Origin of the sequence: Paenibacillus antri (assembly GCF_005765165.1) — a bacterium.
Taxonomy (GTDB): Bacteria; Bacillota; Bacilli; order Paenibacillales; family YIM-B00363; genus Paenibacillus_AE; species Paenibacillus_AE antri.
Window position 1 is genome coordinate 159,486 of sequence record NZ_VCIW01000013.1, and the last position, 19,303, is coordinate 178,788.

At 53.3% G+C, this 19,303-nt stretch carries 16 protein-coding genes; 12 read left to right on the forward strand and 4 right to left on the reverse strand.

Going from position 1 to position 19,303, the window contains the following annotated elements; genetic code table 11:
* The first annotated feature begins 151 nt into the window (after positions 1-151).
* On the forward strand, positions 152-769 hold the full coding sequence (locus FE782_RS18980) for an NUDIX hydrolase (RefSeq protein WP_138195815.1): 618 nt from the start codon (positions 152-154) through the stop codon (positions 767-769).
* Here the strand turns inward: FE782_RS18980 and FE782_RS18985 are convergent.
* From FE782_RS18985 to FE782_RS18995, 3 genes are read right to left on the reverse strand one after another with little or no spacing between them, the layout of a single operon-like run.
* Complete coding sequence (locus FE782_RS18985; RefSeq protein ID WP_138195816.1) at positions 766-1,857, reverse strand: GerAB/ArcD/ProY family transporter; 1,092 nt, start codon at positions 1,855-1,857, stop codon at positions 766-768. The genes FE782_RS18980 and FE782_RS18985 overlap by 4 nt on opposite strands.
* A gap of 26 nt (positions 1,858-1,883) precedes the next feature.
* Positions 1,884-3,044, reverse strand: a complete 1,161-nt coding sequence (locus FE782_RS18990; RefSeq protein WP_138195817.1) for a Ger(x)C family spore germination protein — start codon at positions 3,042-3,044, stop codon at positions 1,884-1,886.
* Positions 3,041-4,474, reverse strand: a complete 1,434-nt coding sequence (locus tag FE782_RS18995) for a spore germination protein (RefSeq protein ID WP_138195818.1) — start codon at positions 4,472-4,474, stop codon at positions 3,041-3,043. The genes FE782_RS18990 and FE782_RS18995 overlap by 4 nt, the downstream gene beginning before the upstream one ends.
* A 358-nt stretch (positions 4,475-4,832) precedes the next feature.
* On the opposite strand from FE782_RS18995, the gene FE782_RS19000 reads away from it, so the two are divergent.
* Positions 4,833-5,483, forward strand: a complete 651-nt coding sequence (locus tag FE782_RS19000) for an FMN-dependent NADH-azoreductase (RefSeq protein ID WP_138195819.1) — start codon at positions 4,833-4,835, stop codon at positions 5,481-5,483.
* A gap of 181 nt (positions 5,484-5,664) precedes the next feature.
* Here FE782_RS19000 and FE782_RS19005 read toward each other — a convergent pair whose 3' ends face one another.
* Positions 5,665-6,189, reverse strand: a complete 525-nt coding sequence (locus FE782_RS19005) for a hypothetical protein (RefSeq protein ID WP_138195820.1) — start codon at positions 6,187-6,189, stop codon at positions 5,665-5,667.
* A 363-nt stretch (positions 6,190-6,552) separates the two neighbouring features.
* Here FE782_RS19005 and FE782_RS19010 point away from each other — a divergent pair, with 363 nt between their 5' ends.
* The 10 genes from FE782_RS19010 to FE782_RS19055 all read left to right on the forward strand — a co-directional run bounded on the left by FE782_RS19010 (position 6,553) and on the right by FE782_RS19055 (position 19,274).
* Entirely contained in the window at positions 6,553-7,950 is a 1,398-nt protein-coding gene (locus tag FE782_RS19010; protein ID WP_138195821.1) for a GNAT family N-acetyltransferase, read from the forward strand.
* 45 nt (positions 7,951-7,995) lie between these two features.
* Complete coding sequence (locus FE782_RS19015) at positions 7,996-9,750, forward strand: ABC transporter ATP-binding protein (RefSeq protein WP_202914563.1); 1,755 nt, start codon at positions 7,996-7,998, stop codon at positions 9,748-9,750.
* Positions 9,747-11,504 (forward strand): ABC transporter ATP-binding protein, encoded by a 1,758-nt coding sequence (locus FE782_RS19020; RefSeq protein ID WP_138195822.1) that lies wholly within the window; start codon positions 9,747-9,749, stop codon positions 11,502-11,504. The genes FE782_RS19015 and FE782_RS19020 overlap by 4 nt, the downstream gene beginning before the upstream one ends.
* A gap of 130 nt (positions 11,505-11,634) precedes the next feature.
* Positions 11,635-12,663, forward strand: a complete 1,029-nt coding sequence (locus FE782_RS19025) for an ROK family transcriptional regulator (RefSeq protein ID WP_202914564.1) — start codon at positions 11,635-11,637, stop codon at positions 12,661-12,663.
* 21 nt (positions 12,664-12,684) lie between these two features.
* Entirely contained in the window at positions 12,685-13,899 is a 1,215-nt protein-coding gene (locus FE782_RS19030) for an MFS transporter (protein ID WP_138195823.1), read from the forward strand.
* 168 nt (positions 13,900-14,067) lie between these two features.
* Positions 14,068-14,733 carry a hypothetical protein gene (locus FE782_RS19035; protein WP_138195824.1) on the forward strand — a complete coding sequence of 222 codons (666 nt, stop codon included), beginning with the start codon at positions 14,068-14,070 and terminating at the stop codon, positions 14,731-14,733.
* 93 nt (positions 14,734-14,826) lie between these two features.
* Complete coding sequence (locus tag FE782_RS19040; RefSeq protein ID WP_138195825.1) at positions 14,827-16,572, forward strand: leucine-rich repeat domain-containing protein; 1,746 nt, start codon at positions 14,827-14,829, stop codon at positions 16,570-16,572.
* A gap of 223 nt (positions 16,573-16,795) precedes the next feature.
* Positions 16,796-17,092, forward strand: coding sequence for a hypothetical protein (locus FE782_RS19045; protein ID WP_138195826.1), 297 nt, complete (start codon positions 16,796-16,798; stop codon positions 17,090-17,092).
* Between the two features lie 131 nt (positions 17,093-17,223).
* Complete coding sequence (locus tag FE782_RS19050; RefSeq protein ID WP_138195827.1) at positions 17,224-17,682, forward strand: VOC family protein; 459 nt, start codon at positions 17,224-17,226, stop codon at positions 17,680-17,682.
* Between the two features lie 239 nt (positions 17,683-17,921).
* Positions 17,922-19,274 carry an N-acetylmuramoyl-L-alanine amidase family protein gene (locus FE782_RS19055; protein ID WP_138195828.1) on the forward strand — a complete coding sequence of 451 codons (1,353 nt, stop codon included), beginning with the start codon at positions 17,922-17,924 and terminating at the stop codon, positions 19,272-19,274.
* Positions 19,275-19,303: the final 29 nt, after the last annotated feature.

The window sequence follows — 19,303 nt, forward strand, 5'->3', positions numbered from 1 at the left end:
CGTGAATGAGCAATGAGGTTTACAAGTATTTTACAACGGATCGGGCGGTTTGGGTAAGAAGGAAATGAAGTCGTTCGGGAAGAAAAGTTTTCCACGAATCCCGGACATCCTGTGGTACCCTTAGGGAAACGAGAAGAAAAGGGGAGCACGAATGGATCCGAAGTGGCTTGAATGGGCAAAACAGCTCCAATCGATCGCGCAGGCTGGACTAACCTACTCGAAAGACGTATACGACTTAGAGAGATTCGAACAATTACGCGACATCAGTATGGAAATCATGTCCGCGCATACGAATACGGAAATGAGGGTTCTTAAAGACTTATTTGCCAATGAAACCGGCTATGCGACGCCTAAAGTCGATATTCGCGCTGTAGTCTTCCAAGACAATAAACTTCTGATGGTACGGGAAAAAATAGACGGCTGTTGGTCCTTGCCAGGCGGTTGGGCGGACATAGGCTTCACTCCAACCGAGGTAGCTGTTAAAGAGGTGAAGGAAGAATCCGGGTTCGATGTGAAGGCCATTGGGCTGTTAGCCGTTCACGACAAGAAGTGCCATCCGCACCCGCCTTCACCCTATCACGTTTATAAGATGTTCATCCGATGTGAAATCGTCGGCGGTCAAGCAAGAGAGGGGACGGAAACGAGCGCCGTAGCATTTTTCGGCGAACATGAACTGCCTCCGCTTTCCGTTGAACGGAATACGAGTTCGCAAATTCAAATGGCTTTTCGTTATTTAAGAAATCCGCAGGAACGCGCGATCTGCGATTAAGGCAAACTCGACCTCTTTCTTAACGTCCCGACGATGAGCAAGAGCAGTGGCAGGGCAACCATGAGAATCGGGAACACGAAACGGATCCAAACGAATTGGGCATAATCGCTGATCACCACAGTCACATTGGGGGGGAGGACGGACGCAAAAAACAAGAACGCCGCAAACCACCATATTACCGATTTCCATGATTTGATTCCAAGCCATTGTGCGGTTCCGTAAGAACAGATAAACATGTAGAGCGACAGCTTTACGAATACGGCAAATAGCCAGACGATGATCACCCAGATATCCATGTGCTCGATGAATTCCAATAACGAGATATACCGTACGGCGTAAAAATAAGGATAGAGGAGCTTTGCCGGGTGATAAGGACCGAATAACATGATCACCAGGACCGTGGCCAGCGTAACGACCACGATGGTAATTGCAATGACCCAAAGGATGTCTCTCCTGGCGCCTTTCCGATCCGTTAGAAAGGGCATTAGCATGAGAAGAAAATAAGCCTCCCCTAGAAAAGAAGCGAAAGTGAACGATCCCTGGATAATCTCGCGGACACCATAATCCGAAAGAATCGGCCGGATGAGTTCGGGCTGGATATTCCCCAAATTTAATACAAAGGTTCCTCCAACCACGATCAAGAGAAGCGGCCCCGCAATCTCGCCGAATCTCCCGATGACCTGGAGATCGCCTTTATAGTTGATATACACCATTAACAGCAGCAGAATCGTAACGATGGCATAGATAGGGGTTTGGCGGAACAAGGCGAGCTGGAGAAAATCCGCCGCGTCTCGCAAGATGACGGCCGCCACGGAGTACCATGCCAAAAAATAAAGCATGGAAACGGCCTTTCCGGCCCACTTTCCCAGAATTAAATTGCTGTATTGAATAATGGTTTGATCGGGGTATAAACGGCTGACCCGCCCCATAAGCAGGGCAATCGCAAGCCCTTGCCCGCCGCCGAGAAGGATGGAAATCCAAGCATCCTGTTTCGCCGCTCTAAGGGCTGGAGAAATCGTAAGCCAGATGGTCATGCAAACTTCCAATGAGATCATTACGCAGATGAACTGCCAACGAGTGAGTTTCATCGCAATACCTTTCCATATCCCGAGTATTAAAAGAAACTTCCTGCTTTGGGGGGCGGGCCGTTAACGCCGATCCGGTTCAGATTCGTATCTATCTTAACGCTGACATGCGCTTCCGCGAATTTATTTTCCCAATCCTTTCGGGTTCGTTTCCATTCTTCGGGATGTTCTTGATGAAGCCTCTCCCCGAAACCGAAAATGTCGGTTCTGTATTCGTCTTGAACTCTTCGAACGGTACGCATTACGACTCGCTCGTAATGGCGGTTCAACGCAGTTTCGACATAAGCCAGCTGTCGCGAATCGCTGAGGTCTAAGGTCGTATTGTTTTCTCTGACCGTTCCGACGCCGGATAAAGATATTTGAATCAAATGTTTTCCGTCTTCGATTTTTGTCGAGATTTTGGTTTTTAAATTGGTTTCGTCTACCGTGACATACCCTTTCCCTTCCGGTACGTACGCCGTTAGAAAGTGCACCTTAAGGCGGCCAATGATCCAAAGCGTCATCAAGGATTCTTCATTGGTAAGGAGACCGACCATCTCGGCTTTTTTGTTGAATACGGCAAGTTTATTGATATTTACCACGTCTTTTTTTGCGATGTCGCCTTGACTGATATCGATAGCGGACAATACCGGGCACATGCTCTGCGAAGAGAAATTGATTAGAAAGTCGCGTAAGGCGACATCGCCCATCTTGGCGAATTTGTCCTGTCGTAAAACCGCATCGGAAGAGAATGGATTAAAGGGGCTTTCGAATTTGAGTATTTCCTCCGGGGGCTTCCCGAGCACGACAAACATGCCCGTACGCAACGACAATTCCGGATTCCGGGTGTACATATCCAGAAATTCCGACATGCCGGCGCGGGCGAAGGAATCCGATAAAAATACGGATCTTCGGTGACCGATAAACAGCCGGCGGGGTAATTGATTTTGAATGGCTTGACAAGTAGATAATAACGTTTTACCTGCCGCAGAAACCACGATCGTGCTCTCGCCTTGACCGCCCTGTTTAGAGGCGCTGCCGATACTCTTGGGGATCGCGATTTGGGCGCTCACTTTGATTTTGTCGTCGCTCGTCTTATCGATCGCGGTTCCCATCCAGAACGCAAAATCATTGATTTCCGTGCGGTCCCAGCAACCGGTCATAAGGATACAGAGAAATAAAGCTGCTAACAGTTGCCGAAGTTGTTTCATATTCCTCGCCTTCCTCGGGGTGGACGAATCAAAGCCGCTTTGAGATGCTGCAACTGCAGCGGGGCGACAGGAGTGAAGTATGGCTTCTTAAAGGACTCAAGGTTACATAAATGAGTGAGAATGGCAATAGCTCCCGCGGCGACCCCGAAAAGGCCGAATGTCCCCGCCAGCGCCAACAAGGGAAAACGCAATAGGCGGAAGGGCAAGCTCATGCTATACCTAGGAATAGAAAACGAAGCGATGCCCGTACTTGCAACGATAATGACGATCGGCGCCGAAATAAATCCGGCTTGTACTGCGGCTTCTCCGATGACGATCGCTCCGACGATGCTGACCGCCGAACCGATCGCTTTGGGCAACCGCAGCCCGGCTTCGCGCAATCCTTCGAACATAATTTCCATCAAGAACGTCTCTACGACCGTCGGGAACGGAATTCCTTCTCTTGCGGCCGAGATGCTCATCATTAACGCTACCGGTATCATTTGCGGATGGAACGTCGTAAGCGCAACGTAAAAGGAGGGGAGGATCAGCGACATCAAGAATAGCAGCAGCCTGATGATCCGGACTCCACAGACATATAGGTATTTTTCATAATGATCCTCCGCGGCTTGAAACCCATTCCAAAACGTCATGGGTGCGATGAGCGCGTTCGGCGACCCGTTAACCAAAATGGCTACCTTGCCTTCCAACAAACTGGAGGCGACCGTGTCCGGTCTCTCCGTGTTCTGGAGTTGGGGGAAGGGGGACGTCTTATGGTCTTGAATGAATTCTTCTATGTAACTGGCATCAAGGATGGATTCCGTCTCTATACGGCGTAACCGGCCCCGAACCTCGTCGACGAGAGCGTCAGGAGCCGTCCCCTCCAGATAGGCAAGGACAATATCCGTATTGGAGAGGCTGCCGATCTTCATCGACTCCAACTTTAACCGCGGAGTACAAAGCTTTCTCCGAATCAAACTTGTGTTTGTGCGCAATGCCTCGGTGAAGCCTTCGCGAGGACCTCGAATGGAAGCTTCGATGACCGGTTCTTCGATACCCCTTTGCGGAAACTTACTAAAATCCGCAAGGAAACCCTTGGAAGCACCTTCCACCATCAATAATACCTGACCGCGCAATACGCCATCGACGTTCTTTTGGATCTCGTCGCTTGTCGTCAGGTTTGCCGCCGCAAGAACCCCCATGCCTTCCAAGTCGAGGCCTTGGCGGTTTCCGTCCGACTCCGATGTTTCCATGAGATCGACGATCGGTTTCAAAACGGTATTTTCCATTTCCCGCGTATCCACAAGTCCGTCAGCGTAAACCAGGAGCAATTGCATATGCTCCGGGGAAGGGAGCGATCGAAAAACGATATCCGAGCAATGAGCGAAAATTTTCCGAAGCAGAGATTCATTCGTTCTTATGTCGACGGTGAAGCGATCACTGCTGGTCATGGCGCGCTTGCCTCCGTAAAGGGATATGGGTAGTATTCCGAAGAGCTTCGCTGCATATCCATAAATCGGCAAGAGCGTCCTAACGTGAAAAAAAGAAGCCGATTTTACCCGGCTTCTTTTTTCGTTGCTTATGACGAATTGATCTGGACATCCTAAGGATTGAAAAATGCACGCGTATCCTCTCGAAGCTTGGCCGGTAATACGCGCTCTTAATAGTTTCCTTGTCAAACGAGCAATTTACGGTTGGAGGGTTTGGATAGAAATGCATTTGACAGGAGGGTCAAATCAAATTATATTATGGACATAACTAATCGTCGATAAATCTTGTCGGCAATTGTGGATGAAGGGGGATTCGCTTATGAATAAAATGCTGATTCTGAATGCTCACCCTATGGTGGATGCTGCGGATTCGTTCAGTTTGCGTGTGTTTCATCATTTCCTTCGAGTTTATAAGGAACTGAATCCGACGGAGAACATCGAACAAATCAATCTTTACGAAGCGGATATCCCATTGGTCGACCGTGCCTTCTTAGAAGCCAGGGAGAAACTGGCGAAGGGAGCGGCGCTTTCCAAGGCGGAACAACATATCGTCGATCGAACGTCGGCGCTCTTGAAACAGTTTAAAGAGGCGAAGAAATACGTAATCGTCATGCCGCTGCATAACTTTAATATTCCATCGAAGTTGAAGGATTATTTCGACAATGTCTTTATCCCTCGGGAGACTTACAAATTTACCGAAAACGGATCTGTAGGATTATTGAAGGATGGGAGAAGTCTTCTTGTCATCCAAGGGAGCGGATCCATCTATACAAATAACGATTGGTACACAGAGGTGGAGTTCTCTCATAAGTACCTCAAGGCCATGTTTACCTTCCTTGGCATTGAGGATTATCGAATCTTGCGAGTGCAAGGTACCGCAATACTGAACCCTGATAAAATCCTTGAAGAAGCTTTCCGCGAAGCCGAAGAAGCGGCAAAACGGATGGCCGTACAGGGCGCCCCCGTTTAATATAAAAGAAAGAATCGATGCTTGGTCTTGAAGGGATTGCAAGCTATTTCTTTATCGGAAAAAATACAAGACACAAAAGCATTTATTGCTTTCGTGTCTTTTTTTACGGAGGAGTCGTAACAATTGACGAGGCTAAGCGGCGGATCTGTCGCCGGTAACGCAGGATTCGGATTTCAGACGGCTACTCGAACCATTGGGTGATACGCTTTACTTTGGCGAAACCTAAATAAGTATACCGAATCGTCATTTCTTGAACAGCCCCTTGGTCGTACCGAACGACGAGGCCGTAATGGATCGGAGTTCGCTTCTCCGAGTTCGTCTTCCTTGCAACGATCGTCCGAATCTCTTCGGCGGATAATTGCGGTTGGATGGATGCGTCATGTAATCCCATAAGTGTAGTCGCAGGGTCGGTCTGTTCCCCCAGAAATTGCACAAGGCGATTGGAATCGTAAGTTATACCGAGCTGAATTCGATCCGGCACCGTCCCGCCATTTACCGTGACGCTTTGTATATCGATATCCGAGTTGCTCCCATTGACAATCTCAAGGGTATAAACTTTACCGTTGCCGTCCGGGTCCTCATATATGGTCAAACCGTTGTCGATCAACGGTTCGGAGCGCTGAAACCAAACCGCAGCCGCAATCGCGGCAATAAGAAAAGCCCCAACCAACGGAACAAGCCATGAATAGCTTTTTCTTCGTTTCAACGGTACCTCTCCTCCCCAAACCACCACCAATATACCATAATTTGCCTGTAGGTTTCATTTGAGTTTGATTTAACAAGTGGATTCGAACAAACATTCCCAATTATATGGTAATATCAACTAGCAATGATAATAAATTATATGACGGGAGGCGGTTGCGACCGATTTTTTAATCGTCATATTGCTTCTTGCGATAATCGGAGAAAAAACGGGACCGCATCTTGTCAGCCGCGTAGATGGCTAATCATTCGTCAGTCGTGCCGTTTCGCTTTTACTTGTTATGGAGTGTTGTTAATATATAAAAGAAGTATGACGATAGTCTATCGTGCCTCAATAAGAATTAGGCAGCTAAGGAGAACGTGACCGATGAACAGCACGATAATTCGCAATGAACGCGTCGCGCTTCGAAGGACGAGTGGCGAAGCGGATTTGAATTTTGTCGTTTCGGCGGAACGCGACGAAGCGAATCGTCCCTATATCACGCCATGGGAGTTGGAGCGGCACAGGGAGGCCGCGACGGACGATGACATGCTGCATCTGATCATCGAAGGCGCCGGCGGGGAACGCGCCGGATTCGCGATCCTGTTAGGCACGGCGTCTGTACGCGGGACAATCGAGCTGTTGCGCCTCGTCGTGACCGCCAAAGGGAAAGGGTACGGGAAAGCCGCGCTCCAAGCGGTTCAAGCGTATGCTTTTCGGGAGAGACATGCGCGCAGGCTCTGGCTGGACGTGAAAGAGCGGAACGCGCGGGCGAGGAATTTATATGAAACGATGGGCTTTCGCGTGGAAGGAAGGATGCGAGACGTATGCCGCGAGGAGGAAGGGTATGAGTCACTGCTCATCATGAGCATCTTGGAGCATGAGTACGACCCGGACGCGAACGCGCGAGAGCCGGCGCCCGAAGAGGCGCTCGAGTCGTTGCGCAAGCGGGGAATCGTTCCCGCGTCAAGCGTTCTATCGCCGCGTATGGCGGGCAAGACGGACGGGCGCGTGTACGCGATCGCATCTGACGGTCTTCCGCGCTTCATGTTGAAGTACGACGTGCCGGACTATATTCGGACCGCGGCGACGTTCCTGCGGGAACATGCCAGAAGCGGATGGATGCCGGAGGTGCGTTATATCGATCCGGAGTACCGGTATTTCGTCTACGACTACGTCCCGGGTCGTCCCGGCGCGGAGGCGATTTCGGTTCCGAAGGCGGAATGGATGGGGGCATTGATGCGGAACGTAGTGAATCGGTATCGCTTATCCTCCGCAACCCAAGGCTGGGGATGGCTCGACGAAATGAGAGCGCCGACATGGGCCGCCTTCTTGGAACGTCGGATCGGGGAGGCGCGCCGGCGGATCGGAGACATGCTTCCCATGGAGGACCACCTCGCCGCCCTTCGAATGGTCGATGCCAAGCACGGCGCCGATCCGGAGCCGTATTCGCTGCACGGCGATTGCGGCGCGCACAACTTCTTGTTCGGCGACGTTGGCTTGATCGGCGTCATCGATCCGTCCCCGATGATCGGCCCGCCGCTTTACGACGCGCTCTTCGCGTTCTGCTCGACGCCGGACGACTTGACCCCCGAAGCGCTGGAGGCGTCGCTGCGCGATCTGGACCCGAAGTTTCTGCCGGACGGCGATTCCGTATCGCTCGCGACCGGTATGCTGTTGGCGTTATACGCAAGGATCTCGACCTGCGCGAAGTACGGGATGGACCCGACCGAATATTTGCGCGCTTGGTCATGGTGGAAGCAACGAGCCGGATTACGGCCCTAGAGTTTTCATCCTATTACAGAAAATGTCGCCGAAGGAGCCCCCCGAATGCCCGGCATGAACATTCCGTTACGCCAATACGCCGCTCTGCTGCGCAATTATCTGAAGAACCAACGCGCTTCGATCGTCTGGCTGTCCGCGCTGCTCGTCGCGGGGCTCGCTATGCAGCTGATTAACCCGCAAATTATCCGTTACTTCATCGACTCCGCCCAAGGCGCGGAATCGAACCGAGCGCTTTGGATCGCGGCGGGACTGTTCATCGGCGTCTCCCTCGTGCAGCAGATCGTGAACGTCATCTCCGTTTATATCGGAGAGAACATCGGTTGGGTCGCGACCAACAAGCTTCGCGGCGACGTGGCGGAACACTGCCTGCGCCTCGATCTGTCCTTCCACAAGTCGCACACGACCGGCGCCATCATCGAGCGCGTGGACGGCGACATTAACGCGTTGGCGAACTTCTTTTCCAACTTCGTCATTACGCTGCTCAGCAACTTGCTGCTCGTCGTCGGCATTCTGGTTTTGCTCTTCGTCGAAGGTTGGGTTATCGGGCTCGGCATGACCGTCTTCGTCGTCTTCGCGATGTACGCGATTCAGGCGATCCGGAAGTACGCGATTCCCCACTGGGGGCGGCTTCGTCAAATCAGCGCCGAATTTTTCGGCTTTCTGGGCGAGCATCTGGAGGGGACGGAAGACACCCGCGCGAACGGCGCCACGTCCTTCGTCATGCACAAGTTCTATTCCTTCCTTCGAAAATGGCTCCCCATCCGCATCCGCGCTTTCATGGGGTGGGCCGCCATGTGGATCACGACGATCGTCGTCTTCACGATCGGCAACGCGATCGCGTTCGCGCTCAGCGCTTATTTGTGGAAGAAGGGCGCCGTGTCGATCGGTACGGTGTATATGATCTTCTACTACACCGAGCTGATGGCGAAGCCGATCGAGAGGATCCGCACGCAGATGGAGGATCTGCAGAAGGCGGACGCCAGCATCGTTCGCATTCGGGAGCTGCTGGACACGGAGCCGGCCGTTCGCGACGGCATCGGCACGCCGCTGCCGCAAGGACCGCTCGAGGTGCGCCTCGACCGCGTTCGCTTCTCGTACGAGGAGGGCGCCTCCACGCTGGAGAACATCGACTTCCGCTTGGAAGCGGGACAAGTGCTCGGCGTGCTGGGCCGTACCGGCAGCGGCAAGACGACGTTAGCGCGGCTCATGCTGCGATTCTACGACCCGCAGGACGGGGAAATCCGGCTGAGCGGCGTGCCGATTCGGGACGCGACGCTGCAGGATCTCCGCACGCGCGTCGCGATGGTGACGCAAAACATCGAGATTTTCCAAGGCACGGTCCGCGACAACCTGACCTTCTACGACGACGCCATCCCGGACGACCGGATCGTCGGGGTGCTGGAAGAGCTGGGGCTCCGGGATTGGTTCGCTTCCATGCCGGATGGTCTCGATTCGACGCTGGAATCGGGCGGCGGCGGCTTGTCCGCAGGGGAGGCGCAGCTGCTGGCGTTCGCCCGCGTGTTTCTGACGAATCCCGGGCTTGTCATCCTGGACGAAGCATCCTCGCGGCTGGACCCGGCAACCGAACAGAAGCTGGAGGCGGCCGTCGGCAAGCTGCTGGAACGCCGCACTTGTATCATCATCGCGCACCGGTTGGCAACCGTGCAGCGGGCGGATCGAATCTTGATCTTGGAGAACGGCTGCGTCGCCGAATACGGGGATCGCGCAGCGCTTGCCGCGGATCCCGGCTCCCGCTTCAGCCGCATGCTGAAGACCGGGCTCGAGGAGGTGCTCGCATGACGACGCTGCAATTTCTATGGCGGCTCGTCCGATACCGGCCGCTCTGGTACGCGGCGAACGCCGTCATGTGGTCGTTCATCTACTTGGCGCCGATCGCGCCGGGGGTGCTGACGAAGGCGTTCTTCGACGCCCTCACGGATTCCGCCTCGGCGACGTTCGGCGTCTGGACGATCATCGCGCTGCTCCTGGGCGCCGCCGCCGTCCGCGTCGGCTTCATCATTCTCGGCTTCATCACGGACGTCCAGTTCCGGATGCGCGTCGGCGGGCTGCTGCGGCGCAACATGCTGCATCACATCCTGCGCGAGCCGGGCGCCCGGGCGATTCCCGTCTCGCCCGGCGAAGCGATCAGCAACTTCCGGGACGACGTGGAGCAGGCGGAGGAGGCGATCAGCTGGTCCGTCGACTCGTTCGGCATGACGGTGTTCGCCGTCGCGTCCTTCGCCATCCTCATCCAGATCGACGTCCGACTGACGTTGCTCGTGTTCCTTCCGCTCGTGCTCGTCGTCGCGGCCGCGCAGCTGTCCACGTCGCTGCTGCAGAAGTATCGGGCCGCCAGCCGGGAAGCGACCGGGCAAGTGACCGAGGCGATCAGCGAGATGTTCGGCGCCGTGCAGGCGATTCAGGTCGCCGGAGCCGAGAGTCGGGTCATCCGCCGCTTCCGCGAGCTGAACGACCAACGGCGAAGCGCCATGCTGAAGGATAAGCTGTTGAACCAGGTGCTCGATTCCGTCTTCTCGAATACGGTCAATCTGGGTACCGGCCTCATTCTGCTCTTGGGCGCCCAGTCGATGCGCAGCGGCGAATTCACCGTCGGCGACTTCGCCTTGTTCGTCTACTATTTGACGTTCGTGACGCAATTCATCCAGAACTTCGGGAAGTTTCTCGCATACTTCAAGCAAGCGGAGGTGTCCAAGCAGCGGATGGCGGGCTTGCTGCAGAACGCGGCGCCGGATCGGCTCGTAGATCCGCATCCGCTGTACCTGCGCGGCGACCTGCCGGAGCCGTCGATTCCGGCCAAGACGCCGGAAGATCGGTTGGATGCGTTGGACGTGACCGACTTGACGTATCGGTATCCGGACACCGGCCGCGGCATCGCCGACGTTCGCCTCCGCTTGCCGCGGCATTCGTTCACGGTCGTCACGGGACGGATCGGCTCCGGCAAGACGACGCTCGTCCGCACGCTTCTCGGCCTGCTGCCGAAGGAAGCCGGGGACATCCGTTGGAACGGCCGTACCGTCGAAGACCCCGGCAGCTTCTTCGTCCCGCCGCGCAGCGCGTATACGCCGCAGGTGCCGCGCCTCTACAGCGATACGCTGAAGCGCAACATCCTGCTCGGCGCGGCGGACGACCCGGAGAAGCTCGACGCCGCGATTCGCGCCGCGGTGCTCGAAGCCGACGTCGCGAGGCTGCCCGCCGGCCTGGACACCGTCATCGGGCCGCGCGGCGTCAAGCTGTCGGGCGGTCAGGCGCAGCGAACCGCGGCCGCCCGCATGTTCGTCCGGGACGCGGAGCTGCTCGTCTTCGACGACTTGTCCAGCGCGCTGGACGTGGAGACGGAGAAGAAGCTGTGGGAGCGGCTGTTCCAGCAGCGCGCCGCGACGTGCCTCGTCGTGTCGCATCGCAAAGCCGCGCTGGCGTATGCCGACAACATCGTGCTGCTGAAGGATGGGCGCGTAGAGGCGGAAGGCACGCTCGACGAGCTGCTGGAGACGAGCGAAGAGATGCGGCGTCTCTGGAACCGCGAGTTGGAGTGAGACGGACAGCGGATAAAGAGGAAGCCCCCTCGAGGTTGAGAGGGGGCTTCCCTTTTGGACTGAACCTTGCTATGATAGGTAAACTTATTAAACGAGTTTAATAAGTTTACTGGAATCGAGGCGATGGGTTGTGAGCGAAAGATTATCGACGCCGAAAGACATGAAGAAGGTGATTCTAAGAGGCATTCGGACAACGCTGTTGGCGTCGGGAAGCGCTACGAAAGTCGAATTAAGCGAAAAGCTGGAGATCAGTTTTCCGACGGTCAGCAAGTTCGTCGCCCGGTTGGAGAAGACGGGCGAACTGATGTCCGTCGGTCTCGATGACTCTAGCGGCGGGAGAAGGGCACGACGATATGCATACAATCCGGATTATCAGTTGGGCGTCGCGCTGTTTCTAGAGAAAACGGAAACGCAATACATGATCTATAACCTTCTGGGCGAAGTCAAGGAAACAGGGGCCGCCTCCGGTTATCTTCAGGACGGATTCGAAGCGCTGGCGATGCAAATCGAGTCGTTGCTCGGGCTGCATCCTAGGATCCGTACGCTTGTATTCGGCATACCCGGATCGGTCGACAACGGGCGGATCATCTATATTCCGGGATACGAAAAGTTTCGGAATGTTGACCTTAAAGGCTATATGGAAGCGCGATTCGCGCTTCCCGTCGTCGTGGAGAACGATATGAACGCGGCCGTCTTGGGATACTATGACAAGATAGGCTCCAGCGAGAACAGCTCCATGATCTACTTGTATTTCGGCCAAAACGGACCGGGGGCAGGTATATTGGTAAACGGCAACGTCGTTCGGGGAAGTACGTCATTTTCGGGCGAAGTCTCTTTCGTTCCCTTGTATGACGACCGAAACTTTCAACAAGCGCTCGCGGCCGCGGACGGAACGGTCACTGCCATGCAGGAGGCCGCCGAGGTTGACGCAGTCAGCCGGTTGGTCGCCTCTTTCGCGGCCATACTGAACCCGAATACCGTAGTTTTTTGCCGCAACGAAGTCACAGAGGATCTACTGGATGCCATCGCGACCAGAAGCGCGTTCTACATTGCTAAGGAGCATTTGCCGAAACTTACGGCGAGCGACTGGAGAGAAGATTACTTGAACGGTCTGACAAAGCTAGGACGGAATCGAATGATTTCCGGAGACGACGATTGATTTGAAAATGGGAGCGCATCTATGAGTACGATTTTGCTATTGATCATCTATTTGGCCTTCATCAGCCTTGGGCTGCCCGATTCCTTGCTCGGCGCGGCGTGGCCCGTCATGCGGCATGGGCTGGACGCTCCGATCGGAATGGCGGGGGTATTATCGATGACGGTTACCGTCGGCACGATTGTATCCAGCTTAGGAAGCGGAGCCATTGTGCGCCGATTCGGCACGGGACGCGTCACGTTGGCAAGCTGTTTTGCAACGGCGGGGGCGTTGCTAGGTTTCTCCTATGCGCCCTCGATCGCTTGGCTGATCGTCTGCGCGATCCCGCTAGGACTCGGCGGAGGGGCGGTCGATGCCGCGCTCAACCATTATGTAGCGGCGCGTTATAAAGCTCATCATATGAGTTGGCTGCATTGCTTCTGGGGCGTGGGGGCGACGGCTGGTCCAATGATTATGGCCGCGTTCTTGTCCGGGAATGCTTCCTGGAGAGACGGATATCTGGCCGTAGCCGGCATTCAGTTTTCGTTAGTTCTTTTACTTTTCGTAACGCTTCCGTTATGGGGGCATCAAGCTAGAAAACAAGGTAGCGGCATCGGTGCGGAGCAAGCGGAGGCGGAACCGTCGCTTCGCGATCCTAAGGCTAAACCGAAGCTTGCGAAAGGTGTCAAGTATGCTTTGGCATCGTTTTTATTCTACTGCGGGGTCGAAACAACGGTTGGCTTGTGGGGCAGTAGTTATTTGGTGAAAGTGCAGGGGCTGTCTGCCGACAAAGCCGCGTTTTGGGTTTCGGTCTACTTCGCGGGCATAACGATCGGAAGGTTCATTACCGGATTCGTCACGTTCAAGGTGAGCAATCGGTTGCTGATTCGAGCCGGCCAGATCACGGCGCTTGCCGGTACTCTGCTCCTGCTGTTGCCGTTACCGACCGGTTTCGCGCTGAGCGGATTGCTGATCGCGGGATTGGGGCTCGCACCGATATTCCCAAGCATGCTGCATGAGACGCCTGCTCGATTCGGCGAGGCGCACGCACAACGAATCATGGGTTATCAGATGGCCGTCGCTTATACGGGAAGCACGGTAATGCCTCCGCTCCTCGGACTGCTGGCTGGATTCTCGACTATCGGTATATTCCCGCTGTATATTGTTATCTCGGCTGTCGCAATGCTGTTATTCTCGGAACGGTTGAATCTTTTGCTTAAGAGACGGAACGAACGAAACGACGCAATCCATCAATCCTGAAGGCAGGGGTTGTCTCATGAAAATGGATGTCGGCAAAGGTCCGGTGGCCTCGCTCTGTAATGGATCTATTTAGCGCAGCGATGGAACCGATCCATAACGCACGCAGCTTCCAAGTTTTAGGGTATAATTAGAAGAGCAATATGTAAAAGAGCAAAGGGGGGGGGATTCATGTTTGAGTGGGCAAGAAAGGTCACGCCAATGTACGCAGAAAGAGAGTTACAACACAAGCGGTTTAGTCTAAAAAAAATTACGTTTGACCAAACACCATCGGATATTAGTGACTTAGCCCTGTTCTTCTTGGCGGGCACTGTTATATTGGATGAAAGAATGCTGGTTGCCCTATATGCAAGAAGTGAGATGGCTCAGAAAATGATTATAGAACACATTGCCCCTCACTTTAAAGATGTTAAAGTCGTGTATGTAGAAAATGAAATTGAAGTAATACAAATGCAATTTTTGAAGTCGGAGTCGGCTGATTTGTTCAACAAAAGCACCTCGGAACTCATGACAATAATAAAGGACTTGTATAGAACCACAGATATGAGTGTCTGGAAAGCTGGGGAGAAGAGGGAACTCGGCTTTTACGCTGTGGATAAGGAGCAACTTGATAATCAAAGCCTCTTTATTTTCCCAGAATTACAAAGTTTCATTACCGAGGCTTATTTGGAGAGCAATGAGTCACTGATATTAATTCCAACGGGGTGGAGCTTTCATGATGATTTAAGGCATTCTATTTTTCTTAACTTCATCACATTAATCATCCCTGCGGTAACTTTATTGGTTGACGAAAACACGAGCGAGGTTGTAGCGCTGAAACTTTCAAGGGCAAGTTGAACCACTCCGCTAACGTGTACGAGAGCACAGCGGTACATCGCGAAGATTGGAGCTTGAATCGAATATTGAAGCGATTCAAGGGTCTATTAGGCTTTGACGAATACCATCGGTTGCTCATCGGATTTGAAACCTATCGAGAACCTCGCCGAATATTCCGAGTCAGGTATTACAGATGGCGAACAATTCTATCTGAAGGCGGGAGATGACAATATTTGGGAGTGGATAAGGATGAGATTGCGTAGGTCATTATGGGCGGTGGCATTCGCCATTACGGTAGGAAATGTATTTCCGGTGCCTTGCAATGCCGCTGCGGTTCAAGCTGCGGTACAAGACGAAGAAATCGAAGAAATACATTTTCCGGATCCATCGCTTGCTTGGCTGATTCGCCAGGAGATCGGCAAGCCCGCCGGCCCGATTCTGGCAAGCGACGTGGAGCGGATGGAAACGTTGGTCATCGATTATGACAAGTTTGAGGGAATCCGAGAGGTTGAGGGATTCGAGACAATCCGTGATCTTACAGGTATCGAGCGTCTTACGAATCTTCATACGTTGGAGTTGCGGGACGGTTATTCGGTGCAAGATGTTTCCCCGATTCAGCGATTGAAGTCTCTAAGGAAATTGTCGTTGTGGCAAACCACGATCGGGGATTTGACGCCGTTCGCTGAGCTGACGGAGCTCAGGGAGCTCGAGATTCAAGATATGGTGGCTATGGACTTGGAACCGTTCCGAAGCTTGACGAAGCTGGAATCGCTTTGGTTGGGTTCCAACCGGTTGAAGGACATAAGCGCCTTGGAAGCGATGCCGAATTTGCGGGAGTTGACGTTGTATGCGTGGGAGGAACGAAAGCTGAACGCCGCTCCGCTCTATGGTTTAAAAAACCTAAAGCTGCTGCATATCCCGAATGCGGGGATCGAGAACATCGAATTTGTAAACGCGATGCCGGAATTGCAAAGTTTAGATGTGCGCGGCAACCCGATCGGGGATTTCGCTCCGATCGCCGGATTGGCTAACCTTACCGTCTTATCCCTCGCCGGAGAGTCGGTGGAGGATTTATCTTTCGTCAGGACGCTCGAGAATCTCAAACATCTGGAAGCGGAGAGAACCCGAATTCGGGATTTAACGCCACTAGCACAGCTGGTGAAGCTTGAGACATTGAATCTAAGCGGAAACCCGATCGATACTATCGCCCCGCTCGCGTCGTTGACGAATCTGAGAACCCTCTCGCTCATGCAAACTTCCGTTCGGGAGCTCCAGAGTCTCGCGGGGATGAAGCAATTGGAGACGCTATATCTATACGAAACCCATATTGTCTCACTGAACGGGATCGAATCGCTGCCGCGTCTGCAACAGGTAAACATTCGGCGCAACGTCGTACCTGTGGACGGAACGCCCGGCGCCGAAGCGCTGCGAGATCGTATCGAAGCCGGAGGCGGTACGTTCGAATACGATGTCTACCCTTCCATTCCTGATATAGTCATATACCTGCATGATGAGCGGGTGTATGCAGGAGGCAAGTATCGGGATCTCCCGGCTCCCGCTTATGTGGAAGCATCGCGAACGATGGTGCCGCTCCGGTTCATTACGGAGTATCTCGGAGCGACGGTCGATTGGAACGAAACGGAACGAATGATTGACGTTATACTGGCTGGCAAATCGGTGCGTCTTACAGTCGATTCCGACAAGGCTGACATAAGCGGGAAGGAGCTCATACTTGATGCTCCGCCTCGCATCGTGAACGGAACGACGTTCGTTCCGTTGCGCATTCTCTCCGAGCAGTTCGGTTTGCGTGTCGATCACTACCCAATGTTGGGCGTCGTAGGACTCGTTAGCAATCCGTAGTGTAACAACATTATGAATCGTGTATGCAGCGTCCGGCGATAGGTTCGTCGGACGTTACTTATTAGAGGAGTGGCGGAAGCGGCGGCGGAAGACATGGAACTGATTAAGCGGGCGCGTTAATGCTAGCTATGTTTGCATTCGCAACGTCGTTATCTGGAATGTATAAGGATAATACCCAAAAAAGGAAAGGTGCTATTAAATACAACTAGGAGGTTTCTTTTTAATGGACGACTGGGAGATAAATATTCATCAACGAATGGAGGAGATCGACAAGATCCTTCGCAAACTGATTGAAGGGCCGGGGGATGAGCTAGGCGTTGCTTTCGGTATTGTAACGAAAGTTAGCGACATTCCTGGGGTACCGCCATCGTGGACGATTCGCATCGATGACTCCCAAACTGTTCTCACCGCGGACATCTTGTTTCGTTATATGAGCGAGCATAAGGATTTGAAGATTGCGATAGATTGCTTTATGCGTGACCACTTTCCATCCTTTGTCTCATTTTTCGGCTCAAGGTAGTATAACCAATATTGCGAGGCGAACGGGGAGAAGAGTTAAATAACGCGATCAGAGTACCGTACTTACATATTTGACATTTCTGATGTACACTAACCTTGTGGATTATATTTCCAATAGGTGGTGAATGTAAAATGGGTGACCAAGTAATCAATAATTGTGAGAAGACGCTGCCAAGCGTGAGAGAGGAAGCAACCGTTAAATCAGTTGCTTGCATTGAAGTACCTGTTGAAGACATGCAACGTGCAGTTGACTTCTATGTGTTTCAGTTGGGCTTCTATATTAACACCGCTAAAAATCGCTTTCCTATTGAACCAGACAACACTGAAGTATTTATTTACCCTGCATCAGGAGCAGAAATCATGCTTGTCAAAACTGATGGAGAAGAACGTCTTGCTTTTACTCATAAAGGAAAACCCAACCATGTACTCATATTGGAAATTAGCGAGGACATTCTTAAATGCCATAGCAGATTAATTGAGGCTGGCATTAGGATAAGCCCAATTAAAGATAGCGGCGGATGTGGAAAATCTTTTGATGTTCTCGACCCTGATGGGAATTTAATTAAATTGTGGTTTGGTTATCCAAGTTAAAGGCTCAATTAGAGACGATCCAACGAAAACGGCTGCCTCGCTGAAGGCAGCCGTTGCTTACTATAGTAAACTCTAGCGGCCATCGCCTTCCGCGTGCATGACCCGATACGGTCAATCATTGAAAATTGTATGAAATCGCAACAAAAACAGCATCCGCGCGTCAAAGATATTGTCGGACGATGTCGAAGAGCGCAAGATCCTCGGCTTCGGAGACAATACAAGATTAACAGGAGTATCGGATGAAACACTACAGTTTGGCCGCAATCTTCTTCGCGTTGATCGTTCTATTCGCGCAACCGGGACATGCGTCCGCGGGCGTCACAACGGTTTATTTGGACGGACAAGCGCTTGTCTTACCCAAGAACGGTCAAGTCCAAATCGTAAATGACAGGGTGATGATCCCTATACGCGTCGTCGCCGAGGGGCTGGGTTTTTACGTCGTATGGGAGCAGACGGGTAAAATCAGCATAAGTCGCGGCGGAACCTCACTCCTTCTAAGCGTAAATGAACCGACGGCTTTCGTGAACGGGGCCGAGGTTACCCTGTCGGCTGCACCGATCGTCGCGACGGATACTACGCTCGTGCCCATTCGGTTCGTCAGCGAGCAGATGGGTCTCCTCGTAGATTGGTCCGAGGCTGAAAGGGCCGTGTATGTAACGTCGCCGCCCGAATCGCCGCCCCCGCCGGCAAACACGGATTTGGCTACGGTTAACGGGATCCGCTTCGGCGACGACAGCTTAGTCATCGCGTTGGACAAACGCGTTACGCCGCATGTGTTTACCCTTAGAGGCCCGAACCGGCTTGTCGTCGATCTGCCGCAAGCGATGTTCGCCGAAGCGTTGGCGGACGTACTGCCGTTGGACAAGCAGCAAAGCGGCTCGTTCGACGTCGCGGATTCCGCGAACGTAACGAAGATCAGATACGCGCTGTTCAATGTCGACCCTTCTACCGTGCGAGTCGTCGTCGATTTGCGCCGCAGCGCCTCGTACACGCTGACCGACAACGGCGACGGGCTCCTGACGGTCGTATTGTCGGAAGACCCGCAGGCGCAAGACAGGAAAACGATCGTCATCGATCCGGGCCATGGAGGCAGCGATCCGGGGGCGATCAGCGCGACCAAGAAGCCAGAGAAACAATTTACCTTGGCGCTCGGCTTGAAAGTGGAACAATTGCTAAAGCAAGAACCGGGGCTCGAAGTCGTTATGACCCGTAAGGAAGACATCGCATTGTCCCTGGAGGAGCGGGTGCGGACTGCCCGTGACGCGAACGCCGACTTGTTTGTGTCCATTCACGGCAACAGCATCAATCCCCCGGCAAACCCAAGCGGGACGGAAACGTACTATACCCGGAGCGAGAGCTTGCCGTTAGCCGAGGCGATGCATCGCCATCTATTGGCGGCTACGGGCCTGCCAGACCGGAAAGTAAGGCAGGCTAGCCTGCATGTCACCCGGGAGACGAGGATGCCGGCCGTTCTTCTCGAGATCGGATATCTCAGCCATGCGACCGACGAGTCACTCATGTATACTGAGATCTTCCAGCAGCGCGTCGCCGAAGGCATTGTCGCAGGCATCAAGGAATATTTAAGTTTATAATAGAGATGAAACGAACGTTAAGGGGGAGC

Coding starts and splice junctions, on each gene's coding strand:
- FE782_RS18980 (WP_138195815.1), top strand. CDS start 152: ATGGATCCGAAGTGGCTTGAATGGGCAAAACAGCTCCAATCGATCGCG.
- FE782_RS18985 (WP_138195816.1), bottom strand. CDS start 1,857: ATGAAACTCACTCGTTGGCAGTTCATCTGCGTAATGATCTCATTGGAA.
- FE782_RS18990 (WP_138195817.1), bottom strand. CDS start 3,044: ATGAAACAACTTCGGCAACTGTTAGCAGCTTTATTTCTCTGTATCCTT.
- FE782_RS18995 (WP_138195818.1), bottom strand. CDS start 4,474: ATGACCAGCAGTGATCGCTTCACCGTCGACATAAGAACGAATGAATCT.
- FE782_RS19000 (WP_138195819.1), top strand. CDS start 4,833: ATGAATAAAATGCTGATTCTGAATGCTCACCCTATGGTGGATGCTGCG.
- FE782_RS19010 (WP_138195821.1), top strand. CDS start 6,553: ATGAACAGCACGATAATTCGCAATGAACGCGTCGCGCTTCGAAGGACG.
- FE782_RS19015 (WP_202914563.1), top strand. CDS start 7,996: ATGCCCGGCATGAACATTCCGTTACGCCAATACGCCGCTCTGCTGCGC.
- FE782_RS19020 (WP_138195822.1), top strand. CDS start 9,747: ATGACGACGCTGCAATTTCTATGGCGGCTCGTCCGATACCGGCCGCTC.
- FE782_RS19030 (WP_138195823.1), top strand. CDS start 12,685: ATGAGTACGATTTTGCTATTGATCATCTATTTGGCCTTCATCAGCCTT.
- FE782_RS19035 (WP_138195824.1), top strand. CDS start 14,068: ATGTTTGAGTGGGCAAGAAAGGTCACGCCAATGTACGCAGAAAGAGAG.
- FE782_RS19045 (WP_138195826.1), top strand. CDS start 16,796: ATGGACGACTGGGAGATAAATATTCATCAACGAATGGAGGAGATCGAC.
- FE782_RS19050 (WP_138195827.1), top strand. CDS start 17,224: ATGGGTGACCAAGTAATCAATAATTGTGAGAAGACGCTGCCAAGCGTG.
- FE782_RS19055 (WP_138195828.1), top strand. CDS start 17,922: ATGAAACACTACAGTTTGGCCGCAATCTTCTTCGCGTTGATCGTTCTA.